Annotated in this window: 22 protein-coding genes; 12 read left to right on the top strand and 10 right to left on the bottom strand. The window is 36.1% G+C overall.

Going from position 1 to position 24,593, the window contains the following annotated elements:
• Positions 1-2: 2 nt before the first annotated feature.
• From I3217_RS08985 to I3217_RS08960, 6 genes are all read left to right on the top strand, one after another.
• Entirely contained in the window at positions 3-698 is a 696-nt protein-coding gene (locus I3217_RS08985) for a toxin-antitoxin system YwqK family antitoxin (RefSeq protein WP_435049426.1), read from the top strand.
• Positions 699-734: 36 nt separating this feature from the next.
• On the top strand, positions 735-1,922 hold the full coding sequence (mnmA, locus tag I3217_RS08980; RefSeq protein ID WP_435049425.1) for a tRNA 2-thiouridine(34) synthase MnmA: 1,188 nt from the start codon (positions 735-737) through the stop codon (positions 1,920-1,922).
• A 14-nt stretch (positions 1,923-1,936) separates the two neighbouring features.
• Positions 1,937-2,878: an NAD(P)H-dependent flavin oxidoreductase gene (locus I3217_RS08975; RefSeq protein WP_435049424.1), complete on the top strand. Its 942-nt coding sequence runs from the start codon at positions 1,937-1,939 to the stop codon at positions 2,876-2,878.
• 65 nt (positions 2,879-2,943) lie between these two features.
• On the top strand, positions 2,944-4,323 hold the full coding sequence (locus I3217_RS08970; protein ID WP_435049548.1) for an MATE family efflux transporter: 1,380 nt from the start codon (positions 2,944-2,946) through the stop codon (positions 4,321-4,323).
• 4 nt (positions 4,324-4,327) lie between these two features.
• Positions 4,328-4,558 carry a hypothetical protein gene (locus I3217_RS08965; protein ID WP_435049423.1) on the top strand — a complete coding sequence of 77 codons (231 nt, stop codon included), beginning with the start codon at positions 4,328-4,330 and terminating at the stop codon, positions 4,556-4,558.
• A 4-nt stretch (positions 4,559-4,562) separates the two neighbouring features.
• A complete protein-coding gene (locus I3217_RS08960; RefSeq protein ID WP_435049422.1) occupies positions 4,563-5,135 on the top strand; it encodes a phosphatase PAP2 family protein in 573 nt (190 codons plus the stop codon).
• Here I3217_RS08960 and I3217_RS08955 read toward each other — a convergent pair.
• From I3217_RS08955 to I3217_RS08940, 4 genes are all read right to left on the bottom strand, one after another.
• Positions 5,125-6,744 carry a phospholipid carrier-dependent glycosyltransferase gene (locus I3217_RS08955; protein ID WP_435049421.1) on the bottom strand — a complete coding sequence of 540 codons (1,620 nt, stop codon included), beginning with the start codon at positions 6,742-6,744 and terminating at the stop codon, positions 5,125-5,127. The two genes, I3217_RS08960 and I3217_RS08955, sit on opposite strands and share 11 nt — an antisense overlap.
• Complete coding sequence (locus I3217_RS08950; protein ID WP_435049420.1) at positions 6,741-7,361, bottom strand: lipid-A-disaccharide synthase N-terminal domain-containing protein; 621 nt, start codon at positions 7,359-7,361, stop codon at positions 6,741-6,743. Before I3217_RS08950 ends, I3217_RS08955 begins: the two co-directional genes overlap by 4 nt.
• Positions 7,361-8,074, bottom strand: a complete 714-nt coding sequence (locus tag I3217_RS08945) for a glycosyltransferase family 2 protein (RefSeq protein ID WP_435049419.1) — start codon at positions 8,072-8,074, stop codon at positions 7,361-7,363. The genes I3217_RS08950 and I3217_RS08945 overlap by 1 nt, the downstream gene beginning before the upstream one ends.
• A gap of 81 nt (positions 8,075-8,155) precedes the next feature.
• Positions 8,156-8,710 carry a DUF2911 domain-containing protein gene (locus I3217_RS08940; RefSeq protein WP_435049418.1) on the bottom strand — a complete coding sequence of 185 codons (555 nt, stop codon included), beginning with the start codon at positions 8,708-8,710 and terminating at the stop codon, positions 8,156-8,158.
• 167 nt (positions 8,711-8,877) lie between these two features.
• Here I3217_RS08940 and I3217_RS08935 point away from each other — a divergent pair, with 167 nt between their 5' ends.
• From I3217_RS08935 to I3217_RS08925, 3 genes are read left to right on the top strand one after another with little or no spacing between them, the layout of a single operon-like run.
• Entirely contained in the window at positions 8,878-9,432 is a 555-nt protein-coding gene (locus I3217_RS08935) for an RNA polymerase sigma factor (RefSeq protein WP_435049417.1), read from the top strand.
• Complete coding sequence (locus I3217_RS08930) at positions 9,416-10,015, top strand: hypothetical protein (RefSeq protein WP_435049416.1); 600 nt, start codon at positions 9,416-9,418, stop codon at positions 10,013-10,015. Before I3217_RS08935 ends, I3217_RS08930 begins: the two co-directional genes overlap by 17 nt.
• A gap of 13 nt (positions 10,016-10,028) precedes the next feature.
• Positions 10,029-11,576, top strand: a complete 1,548-nt coding sequence (locus I3217_RS08925) for a hypothetical protein (protein ID WP_435049415.1) — start codon at positions 10,029-10,031, stop codon at positions 11,574-11,576.
• A 226-nt stretch (positions 11,577-11,802) separates the two neighbouring features.
• On the opposite strand, the gene secA is transcribed toward I3217_RS08925, so the two are convergent.
• The 6 genes from secA to I3217_RS08895 form a co-directional block, all read right to left on the bottom strand.
• Positions 11,803-15,162 carry a preprotein translocase subunit SecA gene (secA, locus tag I3217_RS08920; protein ID WP_435049414.1) on the bottom strand — a complete coding sequence of 1,120 codons (3,360 nt, stop codon included), beginning with the start codon at positions 15,160-15,162 and terminating at the stop codon, positions 11,803-11,805.
• Positions 15,163-15,333: 171 nt separating this feature from the next.
• Positions 15,334-15,555 carry a DUF2795 domain-containing protein gene (locus I3217_RS08915; RefSeq protein ID WP_019387375.1) on the bottom strand — a complete coding sequence of 74 codons (222 nt, stop codon included), beginning with the start codon at positions 15,553-15,555 and terminating at the stop codon, positions 15,334-15,336.
• A 156-nt stretch (positions 15,556-15,711) separates the two neighbouring features.
• Complete coding sequence (locus tag I3217_RS08910) at positions 15,712-16,284, bottom strand: cob(I)yrinic acid a,c-diamide adenosyltransferase (RefSeq protein ID WP_435049413.1); 573 nt, start codon at positions 16,282-16,284, stop codon at positions 15,712-15,714.
• Positions 16,285-16,309: 25 nt separating this feature from the next.
• Positions 16,310-17,014 (bottom strand): ABC transporter ATP-binding protein, encoded by a 705-nt coding sequence (locus I3217_RS08905; RefSeq protein ID WP_435049412.1) that lies wholly within the window; start codon positions 17,012-17,014, stop codon positions 16,310-16,312.
• A gap of 126 nt (positions 17,015-17,140) precedes the next feature.
• Complete coding sequence (locus I3217_RS08900) at positions 17,141-17,914, bottom strand: O-methyltransferase (protein WP_435049411.1); 774 nt, start codon at positions 17,912-17,914, stop codon at positions 17,141-17,143.
• 12 nt (positions 17,915-17,926) lie between these two features.
• Complete coding sequence (locus I3217_RS08895; RefSeq protein WP_435049410.1) at positions 17,927-19,786, bottom strand: ABC-F family ATP-binding cassette domain-containing protein; 1,860 nt, start codon at positions 19,784-19,786, stop codon at positions 17,927-17,929.
• 106 nt (positions 19,787-19,892) lie between these two features.
• Here I3217_RS08895 and I3217_RS08890 point away from each other — a divergent pair, with 106 nt between their 5' ends.
• The 3 genes from I3217_RS08890 to I3217_RS08880 all read left to right on the top strand — a co-directional run bounded on the left by I3217_RS08890 (position 19,893) and on the right by I3217_RS08880 (position 24,586).
• Positions 19,893-20,687: a polysaccharide biosynthesis/export family protein gene (locus I3217_RS08890; RefSeq protein ID WP_435049409.1), complete on the top strand. Its 795-nt coding sequence runs from the start codon at positions 19,893-19,895 to the stop codon at positions 20,685-20,687.
• Between the two features lie 3 nt (positions 20,688-20,690).
• Positions 20,691-23,180 carry a polysaccharide biosynthesis tyrosine autokinase gene (locus tag I3217_RS08885; protein ID WP_435049408.1) on the top strand — a complete coding sequence of 830 codons (2,490 nt, stop codon included), beginning with the start codon at positions 20,691-20,693 and terminating at the stop codon, positions 23,178-23,180.
• A 113-nt stretch (positions 23,181-23,293) separates the two neighbouring features.
• Positions 23,294-24,586, top strand: coding sequence for a nucleotide sugar dehydrogenase (locus tag I3217_RS08880; protein WP_435049407.1), 1,293 nt, complete (start codon positions 23,294-23,296; stop codon positions 24,584-24,586).
• Positions 24,587-24,593: the final 7 nt, after the last annotated feature.

Below are 24,593 nucleotides of genomic sequence, written 5' to 3'. Positions count from 1 at the left end.
TCATGAAAAATTTACTTACCCTACTTTTATTGGCCATAACCCCAATTTCTTTGGCCCAAACAATTAATCAGTTAGATGCTAACGGAAAGCGCCATGGTGTCTGGAAAAAGAATTTCGAGAATACTAAAGTGCTTCGTTACGAAGGTCAATTTGATCATGGAAAGGAAATAGGCACTTTTAAATTCTATAAAAATATTAATAAAAAATCGGTATTAACTGCAGTTAAAGAATTTAACAAGGATAATACTATCGCAGAAGTTACCTTTTTAGCTTCCAATGGAAAGGTGATTAGTAAAGGGCAGATGGATGGTAAAAAATATGTAGGAGACTGGGTGTACTATCACAATAATTCCGATAAAATAATGACTACCGAACATTATAATGCTAATGGTAAACTAGATGGAGAAAAGTTGATTTACTACCAAAATGGTCAGATAGCAGAACGAGCGAATTACAAAAATGGACTGTTAGATGGTAAATCGACCTGGATTTCCGAAAAGGGAGTAGTGCTTAAAGAATTTCAGTATAAAGACGACCAGTTGCAAGGAGTCTCTAAATATTACGACTTAGACGGGAATTTATTAGCAGAAGGCGCTTACAAGAAAAACCGGAAAGACGGTATCTGGAAGTATTATAAAGATGGAAAACTGGATGAAGAAAAGGATTTTACGCAATACAGTAAAAATCCTGGAAAGTAAAAGTTAAGCGGATCAGGCGCATCAAAATATTAAAAAATGAAACGAGTAATTGTAGGACTATCTGGCGGTGTAGACTCTAGTGTTGCGGCATATTTATTACAGCAGCAAGGCTACGAAGTTATTGGCTTGTTTATGAAGAACTGGCACGACGACTCTGTAACCATTTCTGATGAATGTCCATGGCTGGACGATAGTAATGATGCCATGTTAGTGGCAGATAAGTTGGGAATTCCGTTCCAGACAGTCGATTTAAGCGAGCAATATAAAGAACGTATAGTAAACTACATGTTTAACGAATACGAAAACGGTCGAACTCCTAATCCGGACGTGTTATGTAATCGCGAAATTAAGTTTGATGTTTTTATGAAAATAGCGCTTGATCTGGGGGCAGATTATGTGGCTACAGGACATTATTGCAGAAAAGGAACTATTGAAAAGGAAGGAGAAGACATCTATCAGTTACTTGCAGGGGTAGATGGAAATAAAGATCAGTCGTATTTTTTGTGTCAGTTATCTCAGGATCAGTTATCTAAATCTTTATTCCCAATTGGAGAATTAACCAAGCCGGAAGTGAGAGAAATTGCTAAAGAATTAGATTTAATTACGGCAGATAAAAAGGATTCCCAAGGTTTGTGCTTTATAGGAAAAGTGAGATTGCCGGAGTTCCTTCAGCAGCAATTAAAACCTAAAGAAGGTGTGATTGTAGAAGTTGATAAGAGTAATGAATTATATGTGAATGAATTTCAATCTTTTTCGTCAAAAATAGAAGAGCTTGAACATCTCGCTGCTAAACGAAAATATGCCATTACAGATGGTAAAATTGTAGGGAAGCATCAGGGAGCACATTATTTTACTAAAGGACAGCGTAAAGGGTTGGCAGTAGGTGGAACAGTAGAACCTCTGTTTGTAATAGATACCGATGTTACTGAAAATGTAATTTATACAGGTCAGGGACACGATCATCCGGGCTTATTAAAATCGGTGCTTTTTGTTAAAGAATCAGAAGTACATTGGATACGTGAAGATCTTGCTTTGAAAGTGGATGAGACTTTAAGTGTTATGGCGCGTATTCGTTATCGTCAACCATTGCAAAAAGCAAAATTACACAAAGTGGAAAACGGACTTTATGTCGAGTTCGATGCTTTACAGAGTGCTATAACCGAAGGACAGTTTGTAGCCTGGTATCAGGACGATGAGTTGTTAGGTTCCGGCGTAATTGCTTAACCATTTATTTCATTATGACCAATAAAATCACCTCACTTTTTAATATTCAATATCCCATAATTCAGGCGGGAATGATCTGGAATAGTGGATGGCGCTTGGCCTCTGCTGCCAGTAATTCCGGAATTTTAGGCTTAATAGGAGCGGGGTCTATGTATCCCGAAGTGTTAAGGGAGCACATACAGAAATGTAAAAAGGCCACAGATAAACCTTTTGGAGTAAATGTCCCGATGTTATATCCGAACATCGAGGAAATTATGAATATCATTGTTGAAGAGGATGTGAAAATAGTATTTACTTCAGCTGGAAATCCAAAAACCTGGACCACTTGGTTACAGGAACGCGGGATTACAGTAGTTCATGTGGTTAGTAGTGTGAAGTTTGCTTTGAAGGCTCAGGAAGCCGGTGTAAATGCAGTTGTTGCCGAAGGTTTCGAAGCAGGAGGGCATAATGGAAGAGAAGAAACGACAACACTTACTTTAATTCCTATGGTAAAAGAGCAGTTACAAATTCCGCTTATAGCAGCAGGAGGTATTGCGACGGGGAAATCCATGTTGGCGGCAATGGTATTAGGTGCCGATGGTGTGCAAATTGGAAGTCGTTTTGTGGCTAGTCATGAGTCTTCAGCTCATATTAATTTTAAAAATACAGTTGTAAATACTAAAGAAGGAGAAACGCAACTGACATTAAAAGAACTGGCGCCAGTGCGTTTAATTAAAAATAAATTTTTTAATGATGTTGAAGCGCTTTATAAAGAATGTCCTACTAAGGAAGAACTTATCGCTTTACTCGGGCGTGCACGCTCTAAACGGGGAATGTTTGAAGGCGATTTGGATGAAGGTGAATTAGAAATTGGCCAGATTGCCGGGCTTATTCATGAAATAAAATCGGTCCAAGACATTGTTTCGGAAATTGTAGCCGAATTTAAAGCTTCAAAACAACACGTATCTGCATTGTAAAAAAATACAATTCTTTACGTAATAAGCAGTTTTAAAAATTACCTTTGCACAACAAATATTTTGTCGTGCTTCTATCTCAATATACCAAAGAATTTAAATACAACTGGCAACTGGCAGCACCTGTTATGCTGGGTATGCTGGGGCATACCTTTGTTAGTTTTGTAGATAATATAATGGTAGGTCAATTAGGTACTGCCGAACTTGCGGCTGTATCTTTAGGTAATAGCTTTATGTTTATTGCTATGTCGTTAGGCATTGGTTTTTCTACCGCTATAACACCACTTGTTGCTGAGGCCGATGCTGCTAAAAATTTCAAACAAGGAAAATCTGCATTAAAACACGGATTGTTTTTGTGTACCGTTTTAGGTATTATGTTATTCCTGTTAGTATTTTTTGCGAAACCTTTAATGTATTTAATGAAGCAGCCTGAAGAGGTGGTAGAACTGGCAATACCGTATTTGGATCTTGTTGCATTTTCATTAATTCCTTTAATTGTTTTTCAGGCTTTTAAACAATTCAGTGATGGCTTGTCTATGACAAAATATCCGATGTACGCTACAATTATAGGAAATGTGGTGAATGTCGTTTTAAATTATATTTTCATTTTTGGAAAATTGGGTATGCCGGCATATGGCATTGTTGGTGCGGCGTATGGAACTCTTGCTTCCCGATTTATAATGGTTGGTTTTATATGGTGGGTTTTAAAAGTAACCGAAAAATCCAAGCATTATGTATCGCAAATAAAGCTTTTTGTTTTAGATGGATTTATGCTTAAACGCATTATTAACCTGGGGATGCCGAGTGCCATGCAGATGTTTTTTGAAGTAGCTATTTTTACTTCAGCCATCTGGTTAAGTGGTTTATTGGGGAAGAATCCTCAGGCGGCAAATCAGATAGCTTTAAACTTGTCTTCAATGACATTTATGGTGGCTACAGGTTTAAGTGTAGCTTCTATGATTAGAGTAGGAAATCAGAAAGGATTAAAAAGGTATATGGAATTAAGACGTATTGCTTTTTCCATTTTTTTAATGGCAACCATGTTTGCAATAGGCTTTGCCCTTTTATTTTTAATGCTTCATTCGCAGCTACCGAAAATATATGTCGATTTAGATGATGTTAAGAATTTTGCTGATAATTCCGAAGTAATTAGTATTGCTTCTCAATTACTTATCGCTGCAGCTATTTTCCAGATTAGTGATAGTATTCAGGTTGTGGTTTTAGGGGCTTTACGCGGATTGCAGGATGTAAAAGTACCAACACTTATAACCTTTATAGCCTATTGGGTAATAGGGTTTCCTATTAGTTATTTTTTAGGGAAAGAACATGCTTATGGTAGTTTTGGTATTTGGCTTGGCCTGTTAGCCGGACTGACTTCGGCTGCGATTTTACTATATTTTAGATTTAATTATCTAACAAAACGATTAATTTTACAAAAAGAAGATTAAATATATGGAACTTCCAAAATTTATTTTAGGCGATAATACTGACTTGCCAAACGCTATATTTGTGATTCATACTGAGTTTCCGCGCTTTATTATCAATTTAGAAGATGATGAGGTGGAATGGTTGGAAGATTTTTCTCAGGAGGACCAAAAGGAATTAGAGTTGGAAGCAGAACGTTTAATTCAGGAGGCTTCAGAGTTTTACGATAGAGAGGTATCTCGTTACGACGAAGAGTAAGAGTATGCTAGAACAACTTATTGAATCCGACAAGGCTCTATTTTTATATTTAAACAATTTAGGAACTCCAACCTGGGACTTTATGTGGTTGGGTATTACGCATGAGGTTACGTTTGCTCCTTTGTATGCCTTATTACTTTATCTTATTTATAAAAAAAGAGGCTTGCAATCTTTAATTGTAGCAGTAATTTTAATAGCACTTATGATTACTTTTACTGATCAGATTACCAATATTTTTAAGCATACCGTAAAGCGACCAAGACCGTGCCGAGCTGAAGGTGTAATGGATCAGATGCGATATATAGCTGTACGTTGCGGGCGGTATGGATTTTTCTCAGGGCATTCCTCTAACTCTATGGCTGCTGCTATTTTTGGAGGATTATTATTACGACCTTATTTTAAATATATCCTTTACATTTTAATCGGATGGAGTTTTATCGTGGCCTACAGTCGTATTTATGTAGGAGTACATTATCCACTGGATATATTATGTGGCCTGACTTTTGGAGCGATTTCCGGGTTTATGTTTTTTAAATTGTATTTGTACGTTATTAAACGCCGCGGAATTACTTCTTAGTAAGAATGTAGTAATTGTTTTTTAAGCGTTTATTTGGTTTTTTTCCGGTGTTTAAATCGAAAGACTTTTGGAATTCTACCTTGTAATGTGCGTTTAGGGACTGCATTTCCTCTTCGTTTAAATCGTTTGTTAATAGCCCAAACGATTTTTCATCGGGAAAGTCAATTTTATTTTCATTAGAGATATTCAGAATTTTATCGCCATATAACCAGAGCATTTCAGGAGATACATAATTATAGCTGTAAATTTTAAGATCCTCTTTTTCTGCTTCTTTTTTTAGCGTCGTAATCTCGTAATATTTCTCTGGAATAGTTGCTTTGTATAGCGGAAGGCCAAACATGAGTATAGCTGCAAAAAGAAGTACACTTAGAAAAAATACTTCTTTGATGGTTTTACGTTTTAAGTAAATAAAAATAAAGCTACCAATAGTAAATAAAACAGCTGAAGCCAAAGCGAAGGCTACCCATTGTCCGTTTAATTTGTCTTTTAGACCGAGATAAGCAATAACAGGAAAAAGTACTCCAATAGCTCCTAAAAGGCCAAAATTAAAGTACACAGGAAGCGTTTCCTTTTTATTTTGAAGTGTTTTAAAACGCTGGATCAGATAATCAATGTAAAATCCGGTATTTATGGCCAACGGAATTAAGACCGGCATAAGATATCTCGATTTTTTTTCAGGAATTATAGATAGTAGAATAACTGCGAAAATGGTCCAGTAAAAACTGAATTTATATGCTTTAAGGTTACGGACTTTATTTTTTAAATAAGGAAATAACAAGCTAATAAATGCTGGAATGGTCCATATCCCACTTTGCGTAAAGAAGCTCCAGTAATAATAAAATGGACGAATGTTATAACTTCCCCAATTACTGGTTTCTTTTTCTGTAATTAGTGCGAATGTGGCAGGATCTTGTAATCTAACGTAAATAAACCACCAGCCACCAATACAGCACATTAAAATTAGGACACTAAAAAGAGAGAAAGTTTTAGGCCTCATTTTTTTGAATTTATAGGTAAAGGCGTAAGCCAGTAAAAACGGTAAAAACAAAGCATAAAGAGAAACAGGGCCTTTACTTAAAAAAGAAAGTCCAAGGCAGATACCGGCAATCAGAGTATGTTTCCAGTATTTATTTTTTTTATCGAATAACTGAAACATGTGATAAATGGCAATGAGCATAAAGCCATGTGTATAAATATCCCACGGGGCTTCAACGGTAATACCTATGGTGTAAAATGAGGTTACAACCAGAAAGGCATTAATTAAACTATGCAGATTGTTTTTTAGTAAAAGGAACGATAAACGATAAGTAAATACGCCTACTATCATAATCATAAAAACAGTAGGTAATCGTAAGGCAAAAAGACTGTTAATACCAAAAATACTTGCGGATATTGCTGATAACCATGTTGGTAATGGTGGTTTTTCGTAGCGAGCCTCTCCATTCATACTCGTTAGCAGCCAATGCTGATCGGTAAGCATTTCCCGGGCAGTTATAAAGTTTCGGGCTTCCATTATGGTTACCTGCATAACATCTAAATTTGGAAGTAGCATTAAGGCTACTAAAATACAAATGGATATTACCGGGTGTTTCTCAAGAACTTTAATCATCGTGATTTTTTTAGTAAAAACAAATTGCGACTATAAATTACGGCACCTAAAATGTGGCCAACAAATAAAACCGGGTCTTTTCGTAAAACAGCATAAATTAAAATTAAGATAGATCCGGTTAAGCTTAGTGCCCAGAAACCAAAAGGTAAAGTTGATTCTTTTTTTCTTTCGGAGTACAGCCACTGGTAAACAAAACGTAAGGTAAATACAATCTGAGAAATGATGCCTAAGCTTAATAACCAAATCGGGATGTCTTCGTTTTTAAATAATAAGGCCATATCTATACGGTTATTATTGTAGTAGTAAATTACAATAAGAACAGGTACAAATAATAAGAACCATTGCATTAATTTGGGGAATTTTTCCCATTGGTTTTGAAGTTGCAGATTGCGGATATATATAAAGTAAGTTAAGGCTTGCCCCAGCATAATTGCAAAGTCCTCTCGCAAATATCCATATATAAAGAGTAGGAATGAAGCGAATAAACTAAGTGTCCAGAATAATGTGGGAGTAATTACTTTGCGCTCTTTTTCCGAAGTAATCCATTGAATAATTAGTCTTGAAGAAAATAAGATTTGAGCTACAAAACCTATGCTGTATATTATCCAGTTGTTCATTAATTACGTTTCGCTATTTCGTAATTAATATATTTTTTCTTCATCCAAACGTAGGCAAAGCAATCTACTAATGGGCCAATTAATCTATTCCGCAAACCAAATTTTGCCTGTCCTGCAATGCGTGGAAAATGCTGTACCGGAATTTGTGTGATTTTCCCATGTTGTAATAAAATCATTGCCGGTAAAAAGCGGTGAAGTCCTTTAAACATTGGAATGCGTTTAGCATAATCGGTTTTAATAACTTTTAAAGGGCATCCGGTATCATCCATCCCATCATGTGTAAAGGTTCTACGAATGCCATTGGCGATTTTCGAGGACATGTTTTTTACAAATTTATCCTTTCTGTTTGCTCTAACACCGGTAACAAGATCGTAATCTTCTATGTGTGCTAACAGTAAATTAAAATCGGAAGGTGCCGTTTGTAAATCGGAGTCAATATATCCTAGTAAAGGGGTGTCTGCGTAATCAAAGCCGGCTTTTATGGCTGCACTCAGTCCTCTGTTTTGTTTAAAGCTGATAAAGTTAAACTCGGGGTTACGCTGGCAAATGGTTTCAATTATAGCTTGGCTATTATCTGTAGATCCGTCGTTAACCAGTAAAATTTTGGTAGCCTTTGTTGCGATTTTAGTATAAGCCAATAGTTCTGTTTCTACCCGTAATAAATTGTCTTCTTCATTAAAAACAGGAACAATAATGGTAAATTGATAACTCATTAAATATAATTTGAGACTACAAATGTATTCTTTTTTGAGGAAAAGAATATTTTTTGAATTTAGTAATGATTAAGACCTAAGCTATTTTAATGGAACAGCGACTTTAACATCGTCCCAGGCCATGGTTAGCGCCAGGTTATCTGTAGAATTATCGAACGAGATAGTAAATTGTTCAACAGTATTATTTAAATGTTCTACAGGTACAGTTAAATCTAAAACGTCAAATGCAGGTTCTCGCATAGCATTCATGGTTTCATCAACTCCCCAAGGATATTGTTTACTATTAAACATTACATGCCAGGTGCTGTCGTTCGGAATGGTCCATAACGTATATTTTCCTTTAGGTAAGGAATCATTACCAATCTTTAAAGCTTTATTTGTTTCAAAAGTAGTAGCCTCGTTAGCACCTGTCCTCCAGACTTCGTTAAAAGGTACAAGGCCACCAAAAATTAAACGATCGCGTTTTGAGGGCCTGTTGTAAAACACTTCCAGTTTTAAATCGTTAAGTTTAAATTCAACAGTGTCTTTAGGAGACAAGGCTTTGTTAAACACTCCTTTTTCAAAATAGGCATAACAAAATACTCCAACGGCAACCACAAGAAGCAGTAACATAACCCACTTTAAAAATTTATTCATAGCATATATTTTTAAGGCTGTAAAGATACTCTAAAAGAAAAGTATCTTAAAAAGTAAACGGATAAATATTTTAAGATGTTATCTGTAAAATAAATTTTTTTTAACTTTTTGCAACACTTGTAAAAAAGCATCGTCTTTAAGGTGGATACTAACTTAATAAACCATAAGTGAATTCATTTTCTATAGATATCGTAGAAGAATGTAAACGGAATAACCGAAAGGCACAAATGCAGTTATACAACCAGTACTGCCAGGGCATGTATATTGTGGCGAGACGGTTTATTTCTAATACAGCTGAGGCCGAGGATCTGGTTCAGGATGCTTTTATTAAAGCTTTCGGAAAACTGCATCAGTACAAAGCTGAGGTTACTTTTGGCGCGTGGTTAAAACGTATCGTGGTTAATACCTGTATTGATTCACTTAAATCCAAAAAACTAAATATGGATCTTTTGGATGAGGTGCACCTCGAAGTGGTTAATCAGGATGACCATAGTTGGCAAGTCGAAGATGATGTCACCTTAGATGATGTAAAGCAAGCAATCGATCAGTTACCAGAAAAGTACAAATACGTTGTAATGCTTTATTTAATTGAAGGTTATGATCATCAGGAGATTTCAGAAATTTTAAATATTACCGAAATCGCATCGAGAACACAATTATCCAGAGGGAAAGTAAAATTGCAGGACCTTTTAAAATCTAAACGCTATGGCACGAGATATTAGACAATTATTTAAGGAAGAACAGGAGCAAACGGGGTTTGATCTGTTGCCTAAGGGGCACGAATCCAGATTCCTGGAAAAATTAGAAAATGAACTGCCACAAGCATCACCTAAATCAAAATTTAACTGGTTATCTATTGCGGCAAGTGTGGTTTTGTTTATAGCTCTGGGTTTTGGCGGGTATAACTATTTTAAAACGGATAATGCACAGGTTATTGCACCAACACCGGAACTTGTTAATACTGAAACTAAAGAAAAACCTGCAAAAACGAAAACTTTAGGCGATTTGTCTCCAGATCTTAAAAAAGTAGAAGATTATTATCTGGCCAGCATTCATAATGAGTTGTCTAAGGTGGAATTGACTCCGGAAAATAAGGAATTAATAGATGGTTATATTCAACGTTTGGAGGTGCTTTCTAACGAGTATAAAGCTTTGTCTTTAGAGTTAACAGAATCAGGTCCTAGTGAATTAACAGTAAATGCCCTAATCGATAATTTAAAAATGCGATTAAACCTATTGTATCGTCTTCGCGATCAGCTTAAAGATTTAAGTTCGGAACTAGACGAGACACAATTATCAATGTAAACACAATTAAAAAATGAAACAGTTATCAATACAATCGCTTTTTAGTGCCCTTTTAATAAGTTGTATAGCTTTAGGAGTACAGGCACAACAAAAATTAACCAAGGCTTCCCAGTCCTTAAAGGTTGATAAAAATGTTACGATTAAATTAAAGTCTGATTATACAACAATTAAAGTGGATACCTGGAATAAGGATATTATAGAAGTAGAGGCTTTTATCGAAAGTGATAAGTTAAGTAAGGAAGAGCTGCAACAAGCTTTGGAGCAATGGCGCGTTGACGTTAGTGGATCAGATGATTATGTAACCATTACTTCCAGTGGAATGAGTGGTAATATGGGAAACCTTGAGTTTTATGATTTGGCCTCTTTGGAAGCACTTAAGGATTTGGAATCTGAACTCGCGCCAATTCCTCCATTACCTCCAATTCCTAATCTAGGTATGTTACCAATGCCGAATATACCTGAAATGCCACAAATGCCGGCGTTACCGGAATTGCCAGAAGGGATATCCAGTTTCGATTTTGACTATGATACTTATAAAAAGGAGGGTGAAGCTTATTTAGATAAGTGGAGTAAAACCTATCAGGATAAATATGGTAAGGAGTATCAGGAAAAAATGAAGAAATGGGCCAAAGAATTTGAGAAATCCGGTTTTGGTGATTACGAAAAGGAAATGGAAGCCTGGGGTGAAAAATTCGGTAAAGAATATGGCGAAAAAATGGAAGCCTGGGGAAAACAATTTGGTGAGAGTTTCGGAAAAGATTTTGAAAAAAATATGGAAGCCTGGGGTAAATCATTTGAGAAGCAAATGGAAGCTAGAGAAAAGCAAATGGAACTTCGGGAGAGCCAGAGAGTCGCTCGAGAAAGCCAAAGAGATGCACAGATTGCTGCTAGGGAACATAGCCGTATAGCAAGAGAACATGCTAATGAAAACAGAAAATCGGTTATTATTAGAAAAACAAATAGAGGTGAATTGAATCCGAGTGTTAAAAAGACGCTTATTATTCACATGCCTAAAAAAGCTAATTTAAAGGTCGATGTAAAGTACGGGGAATTACAATTTGTATCGGCTGTAGAAAACTTAAATGCAGAGATGTCTCATACTAAATTAACAGCAAACACTATTGATGGAAGTAAAACTTCCATCAATGTGTCTTATGCTCCTGTTGAAATTTCGAACTGGAATCAGGGAAATCTGGTTTTGAATTTTGTAGATCAGGCGCAGTTACAATCCTGCAAGCGTATGGTGTTAAATTCGAATTCTTCTAATATTGATGTCGTGAATTTAACAGAAAATGCAATTATAAACGGTAGTTTTGGAGATCTAAAGATTAAAAACATAACAGATACTTTTCAGAATCTAAGTATAGTGTTAGAAAATAGTACGGCTGTAATTTCGTTACCCGAATCCGATTATAATTTACAATACCAGGGAAAGCAAAGTAAATTTATGCACCCCAAAAAGACAGCTACAGATCAGGTGGCTAATTTCTCTATAGGAGATGCTTTTAGTAATAAATCTATTATCGTAAATGCGAAATACAGTAAGGTGTTGATGGAGTAATGTAATATATATTCTTTAGTTTAATTGTCAGGAGTCTGGTCTATAATACGTTTATAGTCTGGATTTTTTTTTGATACATAATTGAACTTCTTTGAATTTTAAAGGCTGCTTTAATTAAGAAAACTACGATTTATAACTTACACTTTTTGGGATACTGTCAAAAAAAAATCTAGACTAAAAGAATAGCCTAGATTTAATTTTAATTATAACTTTTTTTAGAAGTGAATTACTGTTCTGTAATTACCCATTCTCCTTTGTCTAAAAGCGGTTCTGCCTGTTTAAACTTAACCGTTTTGTTTTCGCCGGTTCTAATGTTTTTTATAGTAACACGATCGTTTCTTCCAATCTTCGGCTTGTCTCTCACTATGGTTTCTACTACTTCAGGCTGACGTTGCGTTTGACCCGCCGCACGGTTTTGAGCTGCGCGTTCATCTAAATTAGGGATTTCTTCTTTAGACGTTTCAAGTTTTTCCTTTTTAGGAGCCTGTTGTCTGGCTTCACTAATAGCATTGGTGTCCTCAGTAGGTAATTCACCTTTAAATAAGAATGAAATTACATCCTTGTTTACCTGAGTAATCATGCCTTTAAACAGTTCGAAAGCTTCGAATTTATAAATAAGTAAAGGATCTTTTTGTTCGTGAACCGCTAATTGTACAGATTGTTTTAATTCGTCCATCTTGCGTAAATGCGTTTTCCATGCATCGTCAATAATGGCCAAAGTAATATTCTTTTCAAAATCTGTAATTAATTGTTTCCCTTCACTCTTATATGCTTGTTCTAAATCGGTAACCACTTGTAGTGTTTTTACACCATCGGTAAAAGGGACTACTATACGTTTAAATTTATCGCCTTGATTTTCGAAAACATTTTTAATAATAGGGAATGCAATTTCTGCATTTCTAGCCATTTTAGTTTTGTAATGGTCTAAAGCAGCAGTGTAAATTTTAGATGCAATTTCCTGAGTAGATAATTTAGCGAATTCCTGCTCGGAAATTGGGTTGCTCATAGAAAAATAACGAATTATTTCGAATTCGAAATTTTTGAAGTCATTAGCATCTTTATTCGTCTCAGCAATACTTTCGGCGGTGTCGAAAATCATGTTTGCTAAATCTACACTTAATCGTTCACCAAATAAAGCATGGTGGCGACGTTTGTAAACTACTTCACGTTGCGCGTTCATAACGTCATCATATTCTAATAGACGCTTACGCACACCAAAGTTGTTTTCTTCTACTTTTTTCTGTGCACGTTCAATAGATTTTGAAATCATAGAATGCTGAATAACTTCGCCTTCTTCTAATCCCATTTTATCCATCATTTTAGCAATACGCTCAGAACCAAATAAACGCATAAGGTTATCCTCTAACGACACGTAGAACTGAGAACTACCAGGATCTCCCTGACGACCTGAACGTCCTCTTAACTGACGGTCAACACGACGCGAATCGTGACGTTCTGTACCAATAATAGCTAAACCTCCAGCCTTTTTAACGGCATCGGTTAATTTAATGTCTGTACCACGACCAGCCATGTTTGTTGCAATGGTTACCTGACCCGGTTGACCAGCTTCAGCAACAATATCGGCTTCTTTTTTATGTAATTTTGCGTTTAATACATTGTGAGGAACTTTACGTATGCTAAGCATTTTTCCTAATAGTTCACTAATCTCAACATTAGTTGTACCAATTAATACCGGGCGACCAGCCTGAGATAATTTAGTCACTTCCTCAATTACGGCATTATATTTTTCACGTTTGGTTTTATAAACCAAATCTTCTCTGTCGTGTCGGGCAATAGGACGGTTGGTAGGAATCTCTACAACATCTAATTTGTAAATTTCCCAGAATTCACCAGCTTCAGTAATCGCGGTACCTGTCATACCAGATAGTTTACGATACATTCTGAAGTAATTCTGAAGTGTTACCGTTGCAAACGTCTGAGTCGCAGCTTCAATCTTTACATTTTCTTTAGCTTCGATTGCTTGGTGTAATCCGTCACTATAGCGACGTCCATCCATTATACGACCTGTCTGCTCGTCTACAATCATAACCTTATTGTCCATAACCACATACTGAATGTCCTTTTCGAAAAGAGCATAGGCTTTAAGCAATTGGTTAAGGGTATGAATACGTTCCGACTTTATGCCAAAATCTCTGAACAGGTCTTCTTTTTCATTGGCTTCTTCTTCCGGACTTAATCCTTTAGCTTCAATTTTAGCCATTTCGATTCCAATTTCAGGCATTACGAAGAAATTAGGATCGTCTTTTCCAGATAGATATTCTACACCCTTGTCGGTTAATTCTATCTGATTATTTTTTTCGTCGATAACATAATATAACGCGTCGTCTATCTTAGACATTTCACGGTTGTTATCCTGCATGTAAAAGTTTTCTGTTTTTTGAAGCAATTGCTTTATCCCTTCTTCACTTAAAAACTTAATTAATGCTTTGTTTTTAGGTATACCACGGTACACACGAAGCAATTGGAAACCACCTTCTTTAGTGTCGCCTTCAGCGATTAATTTCTTGGCTTCAGCCAGTACTCCTGTTAAAAATTTACGCTGAATCCCTACGATGTCATCTACCTTAGGTTTCAATTCGTTAAATTCGTGACGATCGCCTTGTGGAATAGGTCCGGAAATAATTAAAGGTGTTCGCGCGTCGTCTACTAAAACCGAGTCAACCTCATCGACGATGGCGTAATGATGCGGACGTTGTACTAAATCGTTAGGGGAGTGCGCCATATTATCACGTAAATAATCGAAACCAAATTCGTTATTTGTTCCGTAAGTAATATCTGCGTTATATGCTTTTTTACGCGCATCAGAATTAGGCTGATGATAATCGATACAGTCTATCGTTAAACCGTGGAATTCGAAAATAGGAGCCATCCAGGCGCTATCACGTTTTGCTAAATAGTCGTTTACTGTTACCAGGTGTACCCCTTTACCAGCCAAGGCATTTAAATACACCGGAAGTGTTGCTACTAAGGTTTTACCTTCACCCGTTTGCATTTCTGCAATTTTCCCCTGGTGCATGGCAATACCACCAATTAGCTGAACATCGTAATGTACCATGTCCCAGGTAATGGCTTTACCGGCAGCATCCCAGGAATTAGCCCACATAGCTTTGTCGTCTTCTAAGCTAACATAGTCTTTGGTGCCTGAAAATTCACGGTCGGATGCGTTTGCAGTAACTGTAATTGTAGTATTGTCTTTAAAACGTTTTGCAGTTTCTTTCACAACGGCAAAAGCCTCAGGTAAAATATCGTTAAGTACTTTTTCTGTCGCTTCGTAAGCATCGTCATTCAATTTATCAATTTCCTGATAAATATCTTCACGCCTGTCAATATCGTCGGTGTTGTTAGCTTCCTCTAGAAGTTGAGCTATCTGATCTTCGAACGGTTTTCTCCCCTCAGCAATCTGCGATTTAAAAGCTGTAGTTTTAGCTCTTAATTCGTCGTGAGATAGGGCTGAAAGCGCCGATTCAAAAGATTTAATTTTATTAACTATAGGCATTATGGCTTTTACATCTTGTTTAGATTTATCACCAACAAATACCTTTAATACAGAATTTAAAAAATTCATGAGAATATGTGTTTTTTTATATTAAGTATATAACTTAATCGATATGGTTAAGGTCTTTAAATGCAATTTTTTAAGGCATTCAAAGATACGGTTTGTTGTTATTTTTAATAAAGAATAGCACAAAAAAAAGTCTCATGCAGAGACTTTTTAACTTTTCTTTATATAATGTTTTTAATATTCATCCTCGTTCCAGAGGTAATCTTCATCAGTAGGATAATCTGACCAGATTTCTTCAATAGAATCATAAGAATCGCCTTCGTCTTCAATAGATTGCAGGTTCTCAACAACTTCTAAAGGTGCTCCTGTTCTAATTGCGTAATCTATAAGTTCGTCCTTTGTCGCTGGCCAAGGTGCATCACTTAAATAAGATGCTAATTCTAAAGTCCAATACATCTGTAATTCGTTTTAATTTGTTGCAAAAATAATTTTTTAGTTTAAAAAGTCAAGAAAAAAATGAATTATTTCATCATTAAATAAAAGAACATGGTGTTTTTGTTAAACACGTGGCTTAAAGCTTGTTGCTAAATGCCATGTTGCGGTTAGTATCTTTTACTGCTTCTCAGGAATCCATTTTACTTCGTCCGCTTTTAGGTCATGAGTCAACTTTCGTGCCAATACAAAAAGGTAGTCAGATAGGCGGTTTAAATAGGTTAGAACTTGCGGTTCTACCGGTTCAATGTCGTTTAAAGCAGTGGCTAAACGTTCGGCTCTGCGGCAAACACAGCGTGCAATGTGACAGAATGACACAGTTTGATGGCCGCCTGGTAGAACAAAGTGTGTCATTGGCGGTAATTCGTCATTCATTTGGTCTATGGCGTCTTCTAAAACCGTAATATTCTCTTCTGAAATTTTAGGAATATTAAGGCGTTCTTTGCCATTCTTTAGAATTTTCTTTTCCATAGGGGTAGCAAGCATGGCTCCTAAGGTAAATAAGCGATCCTGGATTGTTATTAATAGTGTTTTATAATTCTCGTTGATGCTCTGGTCGCGAATAAGGCCAATATAAGAGTTTAGCTCATCTACTGTGCCATAACTTTCTATGCGTATATGGTGTTTTGGAACTCTGGTACCTCCGAATAAGGCTGTAGTACCTTTGTCTCCGGTTTTAGTATAAATTTTCATAATACTCTATTTTTTTTTGGGGATATTATAGCTGGGCATGCATTTTTGTATTTCTGGTATCGCTTTCTATCAAGCCATCTCTAAGTCTAATAATGCGATGCGCGTGTTCGGCTATATCTTCTTCATGGGTTACTAAAATTACTGTGTTTCCCTGTTGATGGATGGTGTCGAACAGCGACATGATTTCTACCGAAGTTTTAGAGTCCAGGTTTCCTGTAGGTTCATCGGCTAAAATTATGGATGGGTTATTTACCAGTGCCCGACCTACAGCAACGCGTTGCCGCTGCCCTCCGGAAAGCTGATTGGGTTTGTGATCCATACGATCGGCAAGACCAACCTGGGTTAAAACTTCTTCAGCCCGTTTGTTTCGGTCTGATTTTGAATATCCGGCATAGACCATTGGTAGGGCTACATTATCTATAGCAGTAGTTCTTGGTAGTAAATTAAAGGTCTGAAAAACAAAACCAATTTCGGTATTTCTAATATCTGCCAGTTCATCATCAGACATTTTACTAACATCTTTTCCATTTAGAATATAAGTACCTCCGGTAGGTGTGTCTAAGCAACCTAATAAATTCATTAAAGTGGATTTTCCCGATCCGGAAGGACCCATTATGGCTATATAATCACCTTTTTCTATAGTTAAATTTATACCTTTTAAAACATGAACAGTTTCTTGTCCGAGTTTAAAATCACGAATAATATTGGAGATTTCAATAACGTTACTCATACGTAATACTTATGTTAGTCTTGCTGCAAGATACAGGAAATTTAATTAGTAGTAAGACGTATTAATAAAGGAAATGTTACAGGTTTTATACTTTAATCTAACTAAATGTAAATTTTAGCTTTTGTACTATAACCGTATGGTAAAATGTTCTTTTTCCTGTTCTTTTCTAAAGAAGACAAAACCGTAATGAAAGGTATCTATAGTAACTCTAACCATGGGATGATTTTTAATAGTCTCCCAGGCATCTGTCATGTCTTTGGACCAATAAATATCGTCGAAAATAAATACGGTGTCGTTATGAATTTGCGGGAGTAATAAATTAAAATAGCTTAAAGTAGCATCTTTGTTATGGTTACCATCAAAAAAAACAAAATCATAGGTGCTTTTTGGTAATTCAGGGATTACAGTTTTAAAATCACCACAAATTATAGAGGTGTTCTGTATGTTGTTGGTATTTAAAGTTTCCTTGGTAAATTTTGATACTTCCGGACAGCCTTCAATGCTGGTAACTGTTCCTTTTTTATTGCCTAAAGCAACAGCTAAAGTAGATATGCCTAAGGATGTGCCTAGTTCTAGGCTTTGTTGGAATTTAAAATAAGCCGTAAGGCGAAATAATAGTTTTGCTTGTTTTATTGAAGCCCCTGAATTTTTAGCAATGGATTTAATCTGTCTCAGATTTTGTTTGGTGTATTTAGAACCAGAGCCTAGATCGGTAATATTTAAGGTGATGTTATTTTTTAACAGTTCTGATTTGTACTTTTTTATCTGTTTATATTCCGGATATCTTTTTTTGTCGTAAAAACATTGAGTGACCAGATTGTAAACGAATGGTGAATGAACACCATGCTGATTGGAAGAACGCCAGAGAAACTGAAAGTATTGTTGAATTTGATATATCACTGAAACCAGATTTTATTCGCCTTCAAGTTTTGCAGCCAATTCGAACCAACGGTCTTCTTTTGCTTCAATGTCCTTAATTATCGTTTCCAGTTTTAACGACAATTCGTTAATCTGGTCCTGAGTCAGGTCCGGATTATTAAATTTAGCCTCCAGTTCTGTTTTATCAAAAGCCAGAGATTTTAATTTACTTTCTATATTGTTGTATTCCTTCTGCTCATTGTACGACAGTTTAGCACCTGAATCCTGTTTCCAGTTTTTCTTTTCTTTCTTTGTCGTTTCCGGTTCAGCTTCGGGACTATCTTCATACGCTCTAAAGTCACTATAGTTTCCAGGGAAGTCTTCTATAACACCTTCGCCACGAAATACAAAAAGATGGTCTACAATTTTATCCATAAAATAACGGTCGTGGGTAACCACTACCAGACATCCAGGAAAGTCTAAAAGAAATTCTTCCAGAACATTTAAGGTTACGATATCCAGATCGTTTGTAGGTTCGTCTAAAATCAGGAAATTAGGATTCTGAATTAAAACAGTACACAAATAAAGGCGTTTGCGTTCGCCTCCACTTAGTTTTTCTACAAAATCGTATTGTTTTTTTCTGTCAAAAAGAAAGCGTTCAAGAAGTTGCTGGGCACTAATTTGTCTTCCTTTTTTTAAAGGAATATAATCTCCAAATTCCCTTACGACATCAATAACTTTCTGATCGGGTTTTACGTCTATTCCTGCTTGTGTATAATACCCGAATTTTACAGTTTCTCCCAATGTTATTTTTCCGCTATCCGGAGCTGAGGTCTGGGTGAGTATATTTAAAAAAGTAGATTTGCCTGTGCCGTTTTTTCCAATAATTCCTAAGCGTTCACCATGTTGAAAATTATAGGAGAATCCATCCAGAATGGTTTTATTTTTGTAGGCTTTTTTAATATTGTGTAATTCCACAATCTTATTGCCAAGGCGTTCCATATTAAGTTCTAACTGCACCTTGTGTTCCTTACGGCGTTTGTGTGCTCGTTGTTTAATATCGTGAAAGTCGTCTATACGTGATTTTGATTTTGTCGTTCTGGCTTTTGGCTGTCGACGCATCCATTCCAATTCTTTTTTGAAGAGTTGTTTGGCTTTTCCTGTTTCTACCGCTTCCTGTTCTATTCGTGCTTCTTTTTTCTCCAGGTAATACGAATAGCTGCCTTTATAACCGTAAAGTTCGCCTTGATCTAATTCTATAATTTCATTGCAGACACGTTCCAGGAAATATCTGTCATGAGTTACCATAAACAGTGTCATGTTTTCTTTAGCAAAAAACTGTTCCAACCATTCAATCATTTCAAGATCAAGATGGTTAGTGGGCTCGTCCAGAATTAATAAATCCGGTTTATTAATGAGTGCATTGGCAAGGGCGAGACGTTTTTTCTGCCCTCCGGATAAGGTGCTGACTTTTTGGTTGAAATTATCCAGTTTTAGTTTAGATAGAATCTGCTTGTATTGCGTTTCGAAATCCCAGGCGTTAAAACGATCCATTTGCTCGAATGCCTTTTGGTAAGCATCGGTATCTTCAGGATTATTTAAAGCGTGCTCGTAATTTTTAATCACTTTTAAAATGTCATGATCGGCATTAAAAATAGTGTCTTCAATTGTAAGAGAAGGATCTAAATCTGGTTCCTGAGGTAGAAATGAAACGGTAATATTTTTTCTAAAAATAACCTGTCCGGAATCAGGCTGATCCAATCCAGCCAGAATATTTAAAATAGAGGTTTTTCCTGTTCCGTTTTTTGCTACAAAAGCTACTTTTTGGTCTTTATGGATGCTAAACGACAGGTTTTCGAACAAAGTAAGTTCGCCGTATGATTTTGATATGTTTTCTACTGTTAAATAATTCAACGGATCGTATTTTTAGATTGCTGTGCAAATATCCAAAAAGTAAACGATTAGTTTTGATATTCCGGCTGAAAAGTTATATTTGTGAGTAAATCACTTTTAACCATCCATGACCAAATCGCTATTAATCACCTGTGTAGTCTTGTGTTTTTTTCTTTCCGGCTGTGTGTCTCATAAAGAAATGGTGTATTTACAGCCATCAGTAAATGAAACAGATTCCATAGCAAAAGTGGTAGCTTCACAATCGCCTTATCGCATTCAGATTTATGATATTTTGAATATTAGAGTAAAGGCACTGGATCAGGATGCCGTTCAGATATTCAATCCAATAGGGGAGTCTTTGTTAAATGCAAATAGTAATGAAAGAGCCTATTTTGATGGGTTTACCGTGGATTTGCATGGAGAAATTAGAATCCCCGCCTTAGGAAAAGTAAGTGTTTTAGGGTATACAACCGAGGAAATAGAAAAAATACTGGAGGAGAAGTTGCTGGAGCAACAGTTTAAAGAAACAGCTAACATATTTGTTACTGTAAAACTTACGGGACTACGTTATACGGTTAGCGGAGAGGTAGGCTCTCCGGGTACCAATACCTTATTTCAGGATCGGGTGAATATTTTTGAAGCCTTAGCTAATGCCGGAGAAGTTACTATGGTTGGAGATCGGAAAGATGTTATGATTATTCGGCAATACCCGCAAGGACAAAAAGTGCATCATATCGATATTACGCAGGAGGATGCTATGAACTCCCCTTATTATTATATTCAGCCAAACGATATTATTTATGTGAAGCCGCTGCCGCAAAAATCCTGGGGGACAGGAGAAACAGGTATGCAGACCTTAACCGCAGTCGCTTCCATTTTAACTTTAGGAACGACAATTTTATTATTAATAGATCGCTTGTAATTTATGACTCAATACGAAATTGACGATCAGGAGCAAATGGAATCAGGAGGGATGACCTTCGATTTTCGAGGCTATTTGTTTAAGGTTTTAAACCTCTGGAAACTGGTGTTATTAAGTATTGGAGTTGCATTAATTATAGCCTATTTAATAAATGTTAGAAAGCAAAATGTTTATCGACTTGATTCGTTAATTTCTGTAGAAAACGATCAAAACCCTTTCTTTACTGCAAACACAAGTATTTCGTTTAACTGGGGCGGGGTTTCCGGTAAAGTAGGTAAGGTGATTACAACCTTGCAAACGCGAAGTCATAACGAGAAAGTAGTCGATTCACTACAGTTCTACATCGATTATTTAAAAGAGGGTAAATACCGTAAAGAGGATATTTACAAGAATGCACCGTTTCGGATTGTTATAGATAAAAATAAGGGGCAGTTACTTGGTTTTCCTTTGGGAATACGTTTTCTCAATAATCAACAGTATCAGGTTTTTGCAAATTTTGAAAATCCAGGGGGAACCGTCCAGTTTTATGGCGATAAACATACAGAACGGGTAAGCCTTCCTGTAGGACTTTTTGAAAAAGCGTTTAAAGTTGGTGAGCCGGTGGAATTGCCTTTTGCGAATTTTACTTTGGAAGTAAAACCGGGACAGGATATGGTCGAGAATTCGGAGTATTTTGTTAGGTTTTTGAATTTCGATCAGGTTGTAAATAGCTACAAAAACACGATAAGTGCAGGACCGTTTTCTAAGGAATCCTCTTCGGTTTTAAAACTGTCATTATCTGGGCATAATAAAGCTAAAATTGTAGATTATTTAAATGCAACAACCGAGATTTTAAGTAAAACGGAGTTGTATAGAAAGAATTTGTACGCTACAAACACGATAAAATTTATAGATAGTAGTCTGGCTCAGGTAAATTCTAATTTAAAAGATGTTTCTGATGAGATGAACTCATTTCGAAAACAGAATAAGGTTTTTGATGTGGGAGCGGAAATGTCGGAGGTGTCTTCTCGATTAAGGGAGTATGAAATGGCGAAAGAGGTAGAGCAAACCAAATTGAATTATTTGAATGCTCTGGAAGATTATTTGCGCACAAAGACCAATTATGTAAATATCGCTGCACCGTCTTCTGTTGGAATAGAAGAGCCTAATATTCAGCAAAGCGTTGGTAAGATTACTGCTTTGGCTATAGAACGACAAAGTCTGGAGTATACCATAAAAGAAGGATCAGATCTGTTTAAGGATTTAGATCGGCGAATTAATGCTGAGAAGAAAGTGCTGTTGGAAACCATTGATGCTACAAAAAGCACCATAAGATTGCAATTAAATACTTTATCACGGCAGGTGGCTAGTCTTGAAGCAAAACTTAGTGATTTGCCAGAAGATCAGCAGCAATTTTTAAAAATTCAGCGTAAGCTGGATATCAGTCAGGAAGCCTATAATGTTTATATGGCGAAACGTAGTGAGGCAGCAATCGTTAAGGCCGCGAATATTTCGGACATCACGTCTATAGATGATGCTAAAGACATAGGAGGTGGTTTAATAGGACCGAATAAGTCACTAAATTACATGATGGCGCTTATGCTGGGATTTTTTATTCCGATGTTTTTCATTTTTGTAATTTATTTACTGGATAATACCATTCATGGTTCTGATGAGGTGGAACGCTTATCTCGTATTCCTATTTTGGGATTAATTGGAAAATACAGGTATCATAACAATCTTGTGGTGTATGAAAAACCTAAATCGGCAGTTGCAGAATCTTTCAGATCTATACGCTCAAGTTTACAGTTTATTTTTAAAAGTCAGGGAATAGATCAGAATTTAGGTAAGACCATTTTAATTACTTCTTCAGTAAGTGGAGAGGGAAAAACATTCACGTCTATTAACATGGCTACGGTGTATGCCCTGTCGGGCAAAAAAACAATTTTGCTGGGACTGGATTTGCGTAAACCTAAAATTTTTGGTGATTTCGGAATTTCCAATGATTTAGGAATGGTAAATTATCTGATAGGTGAAAATAAGCTTGAAGAAGTAACGTTCCATACAGAAATTGATAACCTGGATGTGGTTCCTTCGGGGCCAGTGCCGCCAAACCCTTCAGAATTATTAATGAGTGATGTGATTAGCGATCTAATAGCTAAATTACGTAAGGAATACGATGTAATTATTTTAGATACTCCTCCGTTAGGTCTGGTTACCGATGCCTTGCAGTTAACACAATTTGCAGATGCCACAATGTTTATGGTGCGTCTGGATTACACTAAAAAAGGAATGCTTTCTCTAATTAATGCGAAATATCGTGTGGGAGAGGTAAAGAATATTAGCTTTGTTTTAAACTTCTATAAGCATAAAACAAATCATAATTACGGGTATGGCTATGGTTATGGATACGGTTATGGCTATGGTTATGGTGTTTATGGAAATGCGTACCATGATGGGGATAAAAATAAGGGTGTTATAGGTCGAGTAAAACGCTTTTTAAAACGAATTTAATAGGATAAAACATTTAAACATACGTACTTAGTGTGTAATAGCTTTATTACTGAAAGCTTATGAATTCAAATGAGTATTAGAATTTTTAAAATATACGTTTTTCATCAGTTTATATGGGAGAAAAAGATACAATTACAATAATTGGATTAGGATATGTAGGTTTACCCTTAGCGGTAGAATTTGCTAAAAAATACACCGTTATTGGTTTTGATATAAATGCTAAACGTATTGAAGAATTAAATAATGGTTTAGATAGAACCTTAGAAATAGAATCTTCTGAATTGAAAGCGGTTTTAAAACCATCAAATTCGGATGATACAGGACTATATGTTACTTCAGATATAAAGGAGTTACACAACAGCAATATTTACATTGTAACGGTGCCAACACCAACAGATGCTTTAAATAAACCTATTTTCACCCCTTTGTTAAAGGCAAGTGAAACCGTAGGGAAAGTGTTAAAGGCGGGAGATATTGTTATATACGAGTCTACAGTTTACCCGGGAGTAACCGAGGATATCTGTATTCCAATCCTTGAAGAATATTCTGGATTAAAATTTAACACCGATTTCTTTGCGGGCTATTCTCCAGAACGTATAAATCCGGGAGATAAAGTGCATACTGTAACAAAGATATTAAAAGTAACCTCCGGATCCACACCTGAAGTAGCTACTAAAGTAGATCAACTATATAAATCTATCATTACAGCAGGAACACATCTAGCGCCTTCAATAAAAGTTGCAGAGGCTGCAAAAGTGATAGAGAATTCCCAGCGCGATATTAATATAGCTTTCGTAAATGAATTATCTAAAATTTTCAGAATTCTTGATATTGATACCAAAGCGGTTTTGGAAGCAGCAGGGACAAAATGGAATTTTATCAAGTTTACGCCTGGTCTTGTCGGTGGACATTGTATAGGAGTAGATCCGTACTATCTGGCACAAAAGGCTATTGAGTCCGGTTATAATCCTGAAATTATTCTTGCGGGACGAAAAATGAATGACAGTATGGGCGCTTATGTGGCAACCGAAACTGTTAAATTAATGATTAAAAAAGGTGCTACAATAAAAGGCTCTAATGTGTTGGTGTTAGGAATTACTTTTAAAGAAAACTGTCCGGACATCAGAAATTCAAGAGTTATAGATATTATAGAGGAATTGAAAACATATCATGTTAACGTTGATGTTTTTGATCCCTGGGCGTCTGAAGAGGAGGTCCAGCATGAATATGGTTTAGGATTGCTTACCGATAAGGAGCAACTAAAGTCAAATTATGACGCTGTGATTTTATCAGTTTCACATAATGAATTTTTGGATCTGGATATTCAGAAGTTGAAGTCTGAGAATGGTGTAATATTTGATGTTAAGTCTTTATTGCCAAAAGAAACGGTCGATGCCCGTTTATAAAAACTAA

The sequence above is a fragment of the Formosa sp. S-31 genome, assembly GCF_051172795.1.
GTDB lineage: Bacteria > Bacteroidota > Bacteroidia > Flavobacteriales > Flavobacteriaceae > Formosa.
This window is presented reverse-complemented; position numbering and strand designations above follow the sequence as displayed.